Source organism: Micromonospora sp. NPDC005087 (assembly GCF_042872965.1).
Classification (GTDB): Bacteria; Actinomycetota; Actinomycetes; order Mycobacteriales; family Micromonosporaceae; genus Micromonospora.
In genome coordinates this window covers 370,568-382,698 of record NZ_JBIALB010000003.1, presented here as the reverse complement: position 1 = coordinate 382,698, position 12,131 = coordinate 370,568, and the positions used below count along the sequence as shown (strand labels likewise).

At 71.9% G+C, this 12,131-nt stretch carries 14 protein-coding genes; 7 read left to right on the top strand and 7 right to left on the bottom strand.

Translation table 11 applies throughout. The features are described from left to right. Nucleotides 1-62 precede the first annotated feature (62 nt). Nucleotides 63-899: a cytochrome c gene (locus tag ACFYPS_RS09975; protein ID WP_354965069.1), complete on the bottom strand. Its 837-nt coding sequence runs from the start codon at nucleotides 897-899 to the stop codon at nucleotides 63-65. A gap of 70 nt (nucleotides 900-969) precedes the next feature. Beyond that, the gene (locus tag ACFYPS_RS09970; RefSeq protein ID WP_354965070.1) at nucleotides 970-1,569 is read right to left on the bottom strand and encodes a heme-copper oxidase subunit III; all 600 of its coding nucleotides are present in this window, start codon (nucleotides 1,567-1,569) and stop codon (nucleotides 970-972) included. 108 nt (nucleotides 1,570-1,677) lie between these two features. Here ACFYPS_RS09970 and ACFYPS_RS09965 point away from each other — a divergent pair, with 108 nt between their 5' ends. The 4 genes from ACFYPS_RS09965 (at nucleotide 1,678) to ACFYPS_RS09950 (ending at nucleotide 4,641) form a co-directional block, all read left to right on the top strand. Further along, on the top strand, nucleotides 1,678-2,652 hold the full coding sequence (locus ACFYPS_RS09965; protein WP_354965071.1) for a cytochrome c oxidase assembly protein: 975 nt from the start codon (nucleotides 1,678-1,680) through the stop codon (nucleotides 2,650-2,652). Nucleotides 2,653-2,758: 106 nt separating this feature from the next. Next, on the top strand, nucleotides 2,759-3,154 hold the full coding sequence (locus ACFYPS_RS09960) for a hypothetical protein (RefSeq protein ID WP_210911527.1): 396 nt from the start codon (nucleotides 2,759-2,761) through the stop codon (nucleotides 3,152-3,154). An 88-nt stretch (nucleotides 3,155-3,242) separates the two neighbouring features. Beyond that, nucleotides 3,243-4,289 (top strand): anthranilate phosphoribosyltransferase, encoded by a 1,047-nt coding sequence (trpD, locus tag ACFYPS_RS09955; RefSeq protein ID WP_354965072.1) that lies wholly within the window; start codon nucleotides 3,243-3,245, stop codon nucleotides 4,287-4,289. 148 nt (nucleotides 4,290-4,437) lie between these two features. Then, on the top strand, nucleotides 4,438-4,641 hold the full coding sequence (locus ACFYPS_RS09950) for a hypothetical protein (protein ID WP_354965073.1): 204 nt from the start codon (nucleotides 4,438-4,440) through the stop codon (nucleotides 4,639-4,641). Between the two features lie 231 nt (nucleotides 4,642-4,872). Here the strand turns inward: ACFYPS_RS09950 and ACFYPS_RS09945 are convergent, their stop codons facing one another. Beyond that, the gene (locus tag ACFYPS_RS09945) at nucleotides 4,873-5,298 is read right to left on the bottom strand and encodes a cytochrome c oxidase subunit 4 (protein WP_354965074.1); all 426 of its coding nucleotides are present in this window, start codon (nucleotides 5,296-5,298) and stop codon (nucleotides 4,873-4,875) included. Nucleotides 5,299-5,307: 9 nt separating this feature from the next. After that, complete coding sequence (coxB, locus tag ACFYPS_RS09940; protein ID WP_354965075.1) at nucleotides 5,308-6,279, bottom strand: cytochrome c oxidase subunit II; 972 nt, start codon at nucleotides 6,277-6,279, stop codon at nucleotides 5,308-5,310. A 170-nt stretch (nucleotides 6,280-6,449) separates the two neighbouring features. Here coxB and ACFYPS_RS09935 point away from each other — a divergent pair, with 170 nt between their 5' ends. Together ACFYPS_RS09935 and ACFYPS_RS09930 are read left to right on the top strand one after the other, a co-directional pair. Next, nucleotides 6,450-7,601 (top strand): aminotransferase class V-fold PLP-dependent enzyme, encoded by a 1,152-nt coding sequence (locus ACFYPS_RS09935; RefSeq protein ID WP_354965076.1) that lies wholly within the window; start codon nucleotides 6,450-6,452, stop codon nucleotides 7,599-7,601. Next, entirely contained in the window at nucleotides 7,598-7,831 is a 234-nt protein-coding gene (locus ACFYPS_RS09930) for a sulfurtransferase TusA family protein (protein WP_354965077.1), read from the top strand. Before ACFYPS_RS09935 ends, ACFYPS_RS09930 begins: the two co-directional genes overlap by 4 nt. An 87-nt stretch (nucleotides 7,832-7,918) precedes the next feature. Here the strand turns inward: ACFYPS_RS09930 and ACFYPS_RS09925 are convergent, their stop codons facing one another. From ACFYPS_RS09925 to ACFYPS_RS09915, 3 genes are all read right to left on the bottom strand, one after another. Then, nucleotides 7,919-8,896, bottom strand: a complete 978-nt coding sequence (locus tag ACFYPS_RS09925) for a carbohydrate kinase family protein (protein ID WP_354965078.1) — start codon at nucleotides 8,894-8,896, stop codon at nucleotides 7,919-7,921. 189 nt (nucleotides 8,897-9,085) lie between these two features. Next, nucleotides 9,086-9,454: an iron-sulfur cluster insertion protein ErpA gene (erpA, locus tag ACFYPS_RS09920; RefSeq protein WP_074313193.1), complete on the bottom strand. Its 369-nt coding sequence runs from the start codon at nucleotides 9,452-9,454 to the stop codon at nucleotides 9,086-9,088. Between the two features lie 180 nt (nucleotides 9,455-9,634). Beyond that, nucleotides 9,635-10,774 carry a glycerate kinase gene (locus ACFYPS_RS09915; protein WP_354965079.1) on the bottom strand — a complete coding sequence of 380 codons (1,140 nt, stop codon included), beginning with the start codon at nucleotides 10,772-10,774 and terminating at the stop codon, nucleotides 9,635-9,637. A gap of 68 nt (nucleotides 10,775-10,842) precedes the next feature. Here ACFYPS_RS09915 and nadA point away from each other — a divergent pair, with 68 nt between their 5' ends. After that, nucleotides 10,843-12,042 carry a quinolinate synthase NadA gene (gene nadA, locus ACFYPS_RS09910; protein ID WP_354965080.1) on the top strand — a complete coding sequence of 400 codons (1,200 nt, stop codon included), beginning with the start codon at nucleotides 10,843-10,845 and terminating at the stop codon, nucleotides 12,040-12,042. Nucleotides 12,043-12,131: the final 89 nt, after the last annotated feature.

The window sequence follows — 12,131 nt, the reverse complement described above, 5'->3', positions numbered from 1 at the left end:
CGTCACCTCGCTACGGGTGGCGCCGAGCGGCACCACGGCACTGAATCGGATGATCCGCTCGGTCACGACTTACCCGCAATCCACAGGCTAGCGAAGACGAGCGCCACGATGCCAACCAGGAAGATCGCCAGGCCCTCGGTGGACGGCCCGTACCGGCCGAGGTTGAACCCGCCCGGGTCCTGGTCGTGCTTCAGGGTCTCCTGGATGTACGCGATGATGTCGGCCTTCTGCTCCGGCCGGAGCTGGTTGTCACCGAACACCGGCATGTTCTGCGGGCCGCTCAACATCGCCGCGTAGATCTGCCGGTCGGTCGCCGGGTGCAGACTCGGGGCGAACTTGCCCGAGGAGAGCGCGCCGCCACCGCCACCGAAGGCGTGGCACTGCGAGCAGTTGATCCGGAACAGCTCACCGCCGGCAGCGACGTTGCCGTCCTCGCGGAGGTCGTCGCCCTCCGGCACGATCGGGCCGCCGCCGAGCTCCTGGATGTACTGGGCCAGCTGGCGGGTCTGCTCGTCGGTGAAGAGCGTGGGCTTGCGGTGCGCCTGGGCCTCCTGGCGGGCAAGCGGCATGCGGCCGCTGCTGACCTGGAACTCGACCGAGGCCGCTCCGACGCCGATCAGGCTCGGCCCGCGGCCCTCGACGCCCTGGGCGTTGCGTCCGTGGCAGGTCACACAGCTCACGTCGAACAGCGCCTTGCCCTCAGCGGCGGCGCCGGTCAGCGGCGGGTTGTCCTGCGCCTGCGCACCGGGGGCGAAGACGGTGTATGCGCCGCCGGCGAGCATCAGCGCGGCGAACAGCCGGACCGCGGCGCCCAGCCGGCGGCGGCCCCTGCTGCGCGCGGCGGGCCGCTCGCGCAGCCGCGCGAGCAGACCGCGTCGGCGGTCGTTGTCAGAAGTCATGAGCGGTGTCCTTAACCGGTTGGACCTGTCTCAGGGGACGGAGCAGCAGCGCGGAATGTGACGCGCAAGATCACTGAAGCCAGTAGATCATGGCGTACAGCGCGATCCACACAACGTCGACGAAGTGCCAGTAGTACGACACGACGATCGCCGAGGTCGCCTGCGCCGGGGTGAACCGGCCCATGGTGGTACGGATCATGAAGATGATGAAGGCGATCAGGCCGCCGGTCACGTGCAGGCCGTGGAAACCGGTGGTCAGGTAGAACATCGAGCCGTAGCCGTCTTCGTTGATCTTGACGCCCTCGTGCACCAGCGTGCGGTACTCGTTCACCTGGCCGAGCACGAAGATCAGGCCCATCACGAAGGTGATGGTGAACCAGCGCCGTAGCGCGTGGACGTCACCCTTCTCCGCCGCGAAGACGCCGAGCTGGCACGTCACGGAGGAGAGCACCAGGATCACCGTGAACGTGGTCGCGTACGGGATGTTCAGGTGCTCGGTGTGCTTCTCCCACTGCTCCGGCGCAGCCGCGCGGATGGAGAAGTACATCGCGAACAGCGCCGCGAAGAACATGAGTTCGCTGGAGAGCCACACGATCGTCCCGACGCTGACCATGTTCGGTCGGGTCAGAGAGTGGATCCGGCTCTTGTCAATGGCTGGGGCCGCAGTCACGCCGTCATTATTGCCCCTGACCGGGGCCGGCGATCAGCGGGGTGGCAAACCTGCGCCTTCCGTGGCCCGCGCGTCCGGGTCCGGTTCGCCTGGCCTAGCCTGAAAAGCGTGCTACACGTCGATCCGATCTTCGCCGCCACCTCGGCGGTCCCGGCCGCGTTGCTCGCGGCCCCACCAGCGCTGGCCGCCGGGGGCGAGGCGACCCCGCCCCCGTTCACCGTCGGCGCGGTGCTGACCGAGACCCGGCTGGACAGCTGGCTGGCCGTCGGCCTGGTGCTCGCCGCGGGCCTCTACCTCTACGGGGTGCACCGGCTGCGCATCCGCGGCGACCGCTGGCCCATCTCCCGTACCGTGTTCTTCCTCGGCCCGGGCCTGGGCGGCATCGCGCTGGTCACGGTCAGCGGGCTGCACGCGTACGACACCGCGCTGCTGTCGGTGCACATGGTCCAGCACATGGTGCTGTCGATGGTGGCGCCGATCTTCCTGGCGCTCGGCGCACCCATGACGCTGGCCCTGCGCACCCTGCCGGTCCGGGCGCGCAAGCGCCTGCTGGCGCTCGTGCACAGCCGCGTCGCCCGGGTCTACAGCTTCCCGCTGGTGGCGTTCGCCATCTTCGTGGTCAACCCGTTCGCGCTGTACTTCAGTGACCTGTACCGCTTCACCCTGGAACACGCCTGGGCGCACGAGCTGGTGCACGCGCACTTCATCATGACCGGCTGTGTCTTCTTCTGGCCGCTGCTCGGCCTCGACCCGCTGCCGGGCCGCTGGCCGTACCCGGCGCGGGCGCTGCTGATGCTGCTCTCCGTGCCGTTCCACACCGTGCTCGGGCTCACCATCATGCAGAGCATCACGCTCTTCGGCGGCGACTGGTACCCGTCGCTCAACCTGAGCTGGTCCGACCCCTGGGACGACCAGGTCGTCGCCGGCGGCATCCTGTGGGCCGGCGGCGAGTTCGTCAGCGTGACCATGCTCGCGGTGCTGGTGGTGCAGTGGATCAAGCAGTCCGAGCGGGAGGCCCGCCGGGTCGACCGCGAGCTGGACCGCCAGGAGGCCCGCGAACGCGCCGCCGGCACCCCGGCCTGAGCTGCGCCGACGGTACGCCGGACCGCCGACGACGGGCGGGATGTCGACTACGTCACGTGGACCGGTACGATCGGCGGGCAGCTACGAGGTGGGAGCCAGTCCAGCCATGAGCGATCGTCAGTGCACCGTCCTGCTCTACAGCGACGACCCGCAGGTCCGTGACCGGATGCGGCTGGCCGTCGGCACCCGGCCCGCGCCAGGGCTGCAGATCGAGTTCGTCGACGCGTCGACCTACGCCGAGACCATCCGGCTGGTCGACGACTACGAGATCGACCTGCTGCTGCTCGACGGCGAGGCCAGCCCGGGCGGCGGCATCGGCATCGCCCGGCAGATCAAGGACGACCGGGACGACGCTCCCCCGACCTGCCTGGTGATCGCTCGCGCCGCCGACCGATGGCTCGCCGCGTACGCCGAGGTCGACGCGACGCTGGTGCACCCGCTCGACCCGGTGACCACCGGCAGCACGGTGGCCGAGCTGCTGCGGACGCACGCACCCGCCTGACGTCCCCACTTCCCGGCACCGCCTCGGCGCCGGATGAGTCGGCGCCGGTTCCAGCCCACCCGCACTTCGCACGCTCGGGAGGCCCGCCATGGGCGATCGGACCTGGCCGCACCTGCTCAACGCGCTGCTGCGCGGCGACGAGCTGCCCACCGCCGACACCGCCTGGGCGATGGACGAGATCATGACCGGCTCGGCGAGCGCGGCGCAGATCGCCGCCTTCGCCGTGGCGCTGCGAGCCAAGGGTGAGACCCCGGCCGAGCTGGCCGGCCTGGTGGAGGCCATGCTGGGTCGCTCGGTCCCGGTGGTGCTCCCGGAGAATCTGCGCCGCACCGCGCTCGACGTGGTCGGCACCGGCGGTGACCTCGCCCACACGGTCAACATCTCCACGATGACGGCGCTGGTGGTGGCCGGCGCTGGCGTGCGCGTCGTCAAGCACGGCAACCGGGCGGCCTCCTCCCTGTGCGGCACCGCCGACCTGCTGGAGTTCCTCGGCATCCCGCTGGACCTCGGCCCTGAGCAGGTCGTCCGCTGTGTCGAGGAGGCCGGCATCGGGTTCTGCTTCGCGGCCCGGTTCCACCCCGGGATGCGACACGCCGGTCCGGTCCGCCGTGAGGTGGGCGTGCCCACCTTCTTCAACTTCCTCGGCCCGCTGACCAACCCGGCCCGTCCCCGGGCCGGCGCGGTCGGCTGTTTCGACTCCCGGATGGCCCCGGTGATGGCCAGCGTGTTCGCCGCCCGCGGCGACTCGGCGATCGTGATGCGCGGCGAGGACGGGCTGGACGAGTTCACCACCGCCGCGCCGACCCGGGTCTGGGTGGCGCAGGACGGCACCGTACGCGAGGCCGTGCTGGACGCGACGGACCTGGGGGTACCCCGGGCCACCCTCGCGGACCTGCGCGGCGGTGACGCCGCCTACAACGCCGGCGTGGCCCGTCGCCTGCTGGCCGGCGAGACCGGCCCGGTCCGGGACGCGGTGCTGGTCAACGCGGCGGCGGCGCTGGCCACCCAGGGCCCGCTGGACGGCGACCTGACCGAGGCGCTGCGCGCCGGCCTGGACCGCGCCGCCGAGTCGATCGACTCCGGCGCGGCGGCCGGCACCCTCGACCGCTGGATCGAGACCGCCACCACCGCCTGACCGACGCCGGGCGCCCGTACCCGTGAGCGGCGGCGGTGCGCGGGAACTGTCGGACCCGCGTGGGAAACTACAGCCGAGTAGTTCTCCGCTTCCGTTGTGCGTCGGTATCGCTTCGGGGGCGGGCCGCCCGGAGTGAGAGGAGACGCTCGTGTCAGGCCGCGAGCTCTACTGCGACGTCTGCGAGGGCGTGACGCCGTTCGAGGTGCCGCCCTGCGTCGACGGCCACGGCACCGACTGTCCCGAGCTGATCTGCACCGGCTGCGGCGCCGCCGTGGTGATCGCCAACTTCGCCTTGCGCTCCACGCGGCTGGCCGACCGCCCACGCCGTCAACCCGCCCGCCACGCCGCCTGACCCGGCCACCCAGCCCGCCTGGCCTGTGACACCACCCCTCACCCGCCTGCGCCGCGCGGCCTGATCACCGGTCTGCGCGGCCCCCGTGGTCCCTGGCCTGCCTGCGCCGCGCGGCCTGATCACCCGGGCAGGTCGTGGCCGAACGGGTCCCGGCACGACGAAGGCCCGCTCCCCCACCGGGGAACGGGCCTTCGTGTTGCCATGGGCCGGCCGCGACGGCGACCGGGTGGGTCAGTGCTCGGCGGTGCGCCGGGTGCCGCTGTAGTACTCGAACAGCAGCCCGCAGGCGGCGAAGATGACCGCCAGCAGACCCAGGCCGATCAGCCAGTACTGCCAGAACACCAGGCCCATGCCGGCCGTCGCGGCGGCCAGCGCCAGCCCGAACGGCCAGTAGCTGCCGGGGCTGAAGAAGCCGACCTCACCGGCGCCGTCGGAGATCTCGGCGTCCGACCGGTCCTCGGGGCGCAGGTCGATACGGCGCGAGACGAACCAGAAGAAGCCGCCGCACATCGTGCAGAGCAGGAAGGAGAGCAGCAGGGCGATCGTGCCCACCCACTCGACGCGGCCGGACTCACCGGCCGTCCAGGCGCCGTAGAGGATCGTGGCACCCAACAGGAACGTGGCGATGATCAGGAAGATGCGCCATTCGGTCTTCATCCCGCTGCCTCAGCTTCCCGTACCGGCCGGAGCGCTGTCCGGGTTGAAGTTGCTCTTCGTCCGCCTGGTATCGAACGGCTGCGTGGTCTCCGCGTACGGCTTCTCACCGATGGCGGTCAGCGCGTCCTGGGTGGACTTGCCGCTCTGCTTGGCAGCCAGGAACTGGTCGTACTTCTCCGGCGAGACCACCCGCAGCTCGAAGTTCATGAACGCGTGGTAGCTGCCGCACAGCTCGGCGCAGCGGCCGACGTAGGCGCCCTCGGCCACCAGGCTGGAGACCTCGAACACGTTGCGGATCTTGCCCGGCATGACGTCCCGCTTGAACAGCAGCTCCGGCACCCAGAAGGAGTGGATGACGTCGCGGCTGGTCTCCTCGAACCGGATGGACCGGTTGGTCGGCAGCACCAACACCGGGATGACCTCGCTGGTGCCGAGCGTCGACGCGGTGGTGCGGGCGTCGGGGCCCTGCCCGTCGCGGTAGTTGAACTGCCAGTTCCACTTGAAGGCGACGACCTCGACGGTGACGTCGGGGTTCTTCGACAACTTGTCCACGCCGGTCTGCACGATCGCCGTGTAGTAGAAGAGCACGGAGACGATCAGGATCGGCGCGATGGTGTAGAGGAACTCCATCGGCAGGTTGTAGCGAGTCTGCACCGGCAGCGCGTTGCCACGCTTGCGGTAGCGCACGACGCACCAGAAGATCAGACCCCACACGAAGACGCCGACCGCGAGGGCGGCGATGCAGGAGGCGATCCACAGGTCGTACATCCGCCGGGACTCGGCCGAGATGCCGCCCTGCGGCCAGCCGAAGCCGCCGAACGTCTGACCGACGTCACAGCCTGTGAGCAGGACCAGCAGCGCCACGCCACCGAGACCGAGCCCGGCCAGCCGACCAGCACCGCGCCCCCGGCGTCCACCGACCCCTCGGGAAGCGCTGTGCCGTACGGCCGACGGCCGTACCTCCGAACTCCTTGCGACCACCTGGTCCTGCCTCCCTAGCGCGCCGCGGTGCGTCTTTCCTCAGCACCGGCGGCAAAGGCGTCACCGACGGTCGCAGATTACTCGACCATGACGGACTCGGCCGTGGTGGGGTCACTGTCCGCCCCCATCGGGGGGATCCTGGGCATTACGCCGCGATAGCGTTGGGATCCGTGAGCGCATCCCCGGTCTACCTGGACGCGGCGACCGCCGCGCCGATGCATCCGGTCGCCCGGCAGGCGCTGCTGGCCGCCCTCGACGACGGCTGGGCTGACCCGGGCAAGCTCTACACCCAGGCCCGCCGGGCACGGCAACTGCTCGACGCCGCCCGCGAGGCCACCGCGCAGACGCTCGGCGTCCGCGCCGACGAGCTGTCCTTCACCTCCAGCGGTACGACGGCCGCGCACGGCGCGGTGCTCGGTGGCCTGGCCGGGCGGCGCCGGGTCGGGGCGACGCTGGTGCATTCGGCGATCGAGCACTCCGCGGTGCTGCACGCCGCGGAGCGGCACGTCGCGGCGGGCGGCGTCGCCGACCCCGTTCCGGTCGACCGGCTGGGCCGGCTGGACCTGGACGCCTGGTCGGACGCGGTCCGGGCTCCCGGGGTCGCGCTGGCCGCGCTGATCACCGCCAGCCATGAGGTGGGCACCGTGCAACCGGTCGCGGAGGCGGCCGCCGCCTGCGCCGACCCCGGGGTGCCGCTGTACGTCGACGCCGCCCAGTCGGTCGGCCGGGTGCCCCTGCCGGCGGGCTGGTCGGTGCTCACCGCCAGCGCGCACAAGTGGGGTGGCCCGCCCGGGGTGGGCCTGCTGGCGGTCCGCAAGGGCACCCGCTGGGAGTCACCCTGGCCGGCCGACGAGCGGGAGGGCGGGCGTACCCCCGGCTCGGTGAACCTGCCCGCGCTGGTGGCGGCGGCGGCGAGCCTGCGCGCGGCGGCGGCCGACGCCGCGGCCGAGGAAACCCGGCTGGCGCCGCTGGTGGACCGGATCCGGACGCGGGTCCCGGCCGAGGTGCCGGACGTGGAGGTGGTCGGCGATCCGGTGCTCCGGCTCCCCCACCTGGTCACGTTCTCCTGCCTGTACCTGGACGGCGAGGCGCTGCTGCACGCGCTGGACCGGCGGGGCTTCGCGGTGTCGTCCGGCTCGTCCTGCACCTCGTCCACGCTGCGCCCGTCGCACGTGCTGGAGGCGATGGGGGTGCTCTCCCACGGCAACGTCCGCGTCAGCCTGCACCGGGAGACGACCGAGGCGGACGTCGAGCGGTTCCTCGCCGAGCTGCCCGGGATCGTCGCCGGGCTGCGCGCCGAGGCCGGGGTGGTGGGGCTGTGACGATGCCGGACGAGGTGCTCGACTGCCGTGGCCAGCGCTGCCCACTGCCGGTGATCGCGGCGGCCCGACGGATGCCCCAGGTGCCGGTCGGCACGGTGGTGCGGGTGCTCGCCGACGACCCGGCCGCGGCCGTGGACCTCCCCGCCTGGTGCAGGATGCGCGGCCAGGAGTTCGTCGCCGCCATCACCGGCCTGGAAGGCCCGGCCTACGACATCCGCCGCACCCACTGAGGGTCCCCTCGATCGTTGGCTGCTGAGCGGCACAACACGCCAGCCCGGCCGCTGCTCGGCAGCCAACGATCAGGGAACGGCGATTGGTTACGGCAGGAGGTGCGGGCGGATCTCGTCCGCGGCGGTGTCGCCGTAGGACTCGGCGAGGCGCTTGACGAACAGGTCGCGGCGGACGTCGTACTCCTGGGTGCCGACGGTCTCCAGGACCAGCGTGGCCAGCAGCGAGCCGACCTGGGCGGCCCGCTCCAGGCCGAGGCCCCAGGAGAGCGCGGTGAAGAACCCGGCCCGGAAGCCGTCGCCCACACCGGTCGGATCGACCGCCCGGATTTCCCGCGCGATCGGCACGTGGATCGGGTCCATGCCGCGCCCGGCGATCTCCACGCCGTGCTTGCCCAACGTGGTGACCCGCACCTTGACCAGCTCCAGCAGCTGGTCGTCGCTCAGCCCCGCCTTGCTCTGCAGCAGGGACTTCTCGTAGTCGTTGGTCATCAGGTACTCGGCGCCCTCGATCAGCGCCACCACGTCCTCACCCGGCATGCGGGCGAGCTGCTGCGAGGGGTCGGCGGCGAACGCGTACCCGCGGGTGCGGCACTCGGCGGAGTGGCGCAGCATGGCCTCCGGGTCGTTGGCGCTGACCAGCACCAGGTCCAGCCCGCCGAGCCGGTCGGCGACCGGGGCGAGCTCGATGTTGCGCGCCTCACTCATCGCGCCGGCGTAGAACGACGCGATCTGGCACATGTCGGTATCGGTGGTGCAGACGAAGCGGGCGGTGTGCGCCACCTCGCTGATGTGCACCGAGCCGCAGTCCACCCCGTGTCGCTCCAGCCACGAGCGGTAGTCGGCGAAGTCGGCGCCCACCGCGCCGAGCAGCACCGGGCGCAGCCCGAGCTGGCCCATGCCGAACGAAATGTTCGCCGCCACCCCGCCCCGGCGGAGCACCAGGTCGTCCACCAGGAAGGAGAGGGAAACCTTGTGCAGCTGATCGGCGATGAGCTGGTCGGCGAAGCGACCGGGGAAGCTCATCAGGTGATCAGTGGCGATCGAGCCGGTCACGGCGATCTTCATGTCAACCCTCGGGGTCGGGAGCAGGGCGCGGTCAGACTACCGGCCCGGCCACCCGGCGGTGTCCGGTCGGTCGCTCAACGGCAACCGGCCGGCGCGGGGACCACTCCCACCCGCACACGACGACGGGGCCGCCCCGTAGGACGGCCCCGTCGTGATGGTGTGCGTGTGGTGCTTTGTGGTGCGTACGACTCAGTTGAACGAGTCGCCGCAGGCGCAGGAGTTGCCCGCGTTGGGGTTGTCGATGGTGAAGCCCTGCGCGTCGATCCGGTCGGCGAAGTCGATCGTCGCGCCGGAAAGGTACGGGGCGCTCATCCGGTCGACGACGACCTCGACACCACCGAAATCGGTGACGACGTCACCGTCGAGCGAACGCTCGTCGAAGAAGAGCTGGTACCGCAGGCCGGAGCAGCCACCCGGCTGCACCGCGACACGGAGCCGCAGGTCGTCGCGGCCCTCCTGCTCGATCAGAGCCTTGACCTTCTGCGCCGCGACGTCGGTGAGGACGACGGAAGTAGGGGCCTTGGCCTCGGTCGACTCGGTCTGCGCTGGCGTGGTCACGTGGAAGTCTCCCTGCGCGGTATGGGTCCGGACGCACTGGCCAACGCCGCGCGCCGTCCAGTGATTCCCGGTGTGGTCCTTTTCCGATCGTACGCCGCCTCGGCCGGGCTCACCCGCGTGGCGTGACCCCCGCCGCAGGTCGGCCCGGTCGTGGCCGGGCACGCCGACCGGCCGGAGCGCTCAGCGGCTCCACTGCCGGGCCAGTCGGGCGCCCAGCTCGCGCAGCCCGTCCGCCGGCCGGCTCAGCGCGGCGGCGAGCCCGCCGCCCTCCTCCCCGCCGAAGTGCTCGACCAGGCTGTACGCGTCGGTCACCCCCGCCGCGGCGGCCTCCCGCCGGCCGGTGCTGACCTGGCCGGCCACCACCACGCACGGCACCCCCCGGTCCCGGGCGGCACCGGCCACCCCCGCGACGACCTTGCCGCGCAGCGACTGGTGGTCGAAGGACCCCTCACCAGTGATCACCAGGTCGGCGGTATCCAGCTCGGCGTCCAGCCCGCTGGCCCGGGTCACCAGGCCGATGCCCGACTCGCAGCCGCCACCCAGGGCGAGGATTGCCGCGCCGATGCCGCCGGCGGCCCCGCCACCGGGCAGCGTGCCGAGCCCCGCCGGGCAGCCGGGCAGGTCCCGCTCCAACACCGCCGCGAAGTGCTCCAGTGCGGCGTCGAGCAACAGCACGTCGGCCCGGTCGGCGCCCTTCTGCGGGCCGAACACGTTGCTCGCGCCGTGCAGGCCGAGCAGCGGGTTGTCCACGTCGGTGGCGGCGACCAGCCGAACCCCGCGCAGCCGGGGCGCGCCGTCCAGCGTGACGGCCCCGGCCAGCGCCGCCCCGCCGTACGGAAGCGCGGCGCCGGCGGCGTCGAGCGGGGTCACGCCCAGCGCGGCCAGCATCCCGGCGCCGGCGTCATTGGTGCCGGAGCCACCCAGCCCGATCACCACCGTTCGGGCCCCGCTCTCCACCGCGGCGGCGACCAGCAGGCCCAGCCCGTAGGAGGTGGTGGTCTTCGGGTCACGTTCGGCGGTGGCGAGCAGGTGCAGCCCGCACGCCTGGGCGCTCTCCAGGTAGGCGGTCGCGCCGTCGGCGGTGAGCAGGATCTCACCGGCCGCCGGCCGACCCAGCGGATCGACCGTCCGCACCGCCACCCGCCGGCCGCCGAGGGCCTCGGCGAGCACCTCCACGAAGCCCGGCCCACCGTCAGCCAGTGGCCGGATCAGCAGGTCGTCACCCTCGGCGACGGTGCGCCAACCGGCGGCCACCGCGGCGGCCACCTCCGGTGCGGGCAGGGTGCCGGCGAACTTGTCCGGACAGAGCAGCACACGCATGCCGAGCAGTGTGGCAGCCCACACCGACGGAAGCCGCGCCGCGCCCGCGCTGTGGGACCATGGGTCACGTGACTTCGACCTGGGTTGAACCCTCCAACACGGCGACGGCTCTGCTGCTGCTCGGCCGGGGCAGCGACCCCGACACCGAGCGCGGCGTCGAGTGTCCGGGCGACCTTCCGGCGCCCAGCGATCCGGATCTGGTGGCCCGCGCCGCGGCGGCGAAGGCGAAGCTGGGCAGCAAGGTCTTCGTGCTGGGGCACCACTACCAGCGCGACGAGGTGATCCAGTTCGCGGACGTGACCGGCGACTCGTTCAAGCTCGCCCGGGAGGCCGCGGCCCGCCCGGACGCGGAGTACATCCTCTTCTGCGGCGTGCACTTCATGGCCGAGAGCGCCGACATCCTCACCACCGACGCCCAGCGGGTGATCCTGCCCGACCTGGCGGCCGGGTGCTCAATGGCGGACATGGCCGTGCTGGGCCAGGTCGAGGCCGCCTGGGACACGCTGACCGAGCTGGGCATCGCCGGCGAGACCGTGCCGGTGACGTACATGAACTCCTCGGCCGACATCAAGGGCTTCGTCGGCCGCAACGGTGGCGTGGTCTGCACCTCCTCCAACGCCAAGCGCGCCCTGGACTGGGCGTTCGAGCAGGGGTCGAAGGTGCTCTTCCTGCCCGACCAGCACCTGGGCCGCAACACGGCGGTGCTGGAGATGGGCCTGTCCCTGGACGACTGCGTGCTCTACGACCCGCACAAGCCGGGCGGCGGGCTCACCCCCGAGCAGCTGCGCGACGCCAAGATGATTCTCTGGCGGGGGCACTGCTCGGTGCACGGCCGGTTCACCCTGGAGAGCGTCAACGACGTGCGGGAGCGGGTGCCCGGGGTCAACGTGCTGGTCCACCCGGAGTGCCGACACGACGTGGTCACGGCCGCCGACCATGTCGGCTCCACCGAGTACATCATCAAGACCATCGAGGCGGCCCCGGCCGGGTCGGCGTGGGCGCTCGGCACCGAGCTGAACCTGGTCCGCCGGCTGGCGCTGGCGCATCCGGACAAGCAGATCATGTTCCTGGACAAGGCGGTCTGCTACTGCTCGACGATGAACCGGATCGACCTGCCGCACCTGGTGTGGGCACTGGAGGAGCTGGTCGCCGGCCGGGTGGTCAACCAGATCACGGTGGACGCCGACACCGCGTACCACGCCCGGGTGGCGCTGGATCAGATGCTCGCCCTGCCCGGCGCGGACACCCCGCCGCCGGCCACGGTCTGATCACGATCCGTAGCGCCCTTGGTACGCAAAAGTGCCGGACCACCGATTAATGCCACACACGCCGATGTGACCGAGTCCCTTTTTGTCAC

What these genes read in the sequence shown, in the direction of transcription:
- ACFYPS_RS09975 (WP_354965069.1), bottom strand. Translation starts at nt 899, where the DNA reads ATGACTTCTGACAACGACCGCCGACGCGGTCTGCTCGCGCGGCTGCGC.
- ACFYPS_RS09960 (WP_210911527.1), top strand. Translation starts at nt 2,759, where the DNA reads ATGAGCGATCGTCAGTGCACCGTCCTGCTCTACAGCGACGACCCGCAG.
- trpD (WP_354965072.1), top strand. Translation starts at nt 3,243, where the DNA reads ATGGGCGATCGGACCTGGCCGCACCTGCTCAACGCGCTGCTGCGCGGC.
- ACFYPS_RS09945 (WP_354965074.1), bottom strand. Translation starts at nt 5,298, where the DNA reads ATGAAGACCGAATGGCGCATCTTCCTGATCATCGCCACGTTCCTGTTG.
- ACFYPS_RS09925 (WP_354965078.1), bottom strand. Translation starts at nt 8,896, where the DNA reads ATGAAGATCGCCGTGACCGGCTCGATCGCCACTGATCACCTGATGAGC.
- ACFYPS_RS09915 (WP_354965079.1), bottom strand. Translation starts at nt 10,774, where the DNA reads ATGCGTGTGCTGCTCTGTCCGGACAAGTTCGCCGGCACCCTGCCCGCA.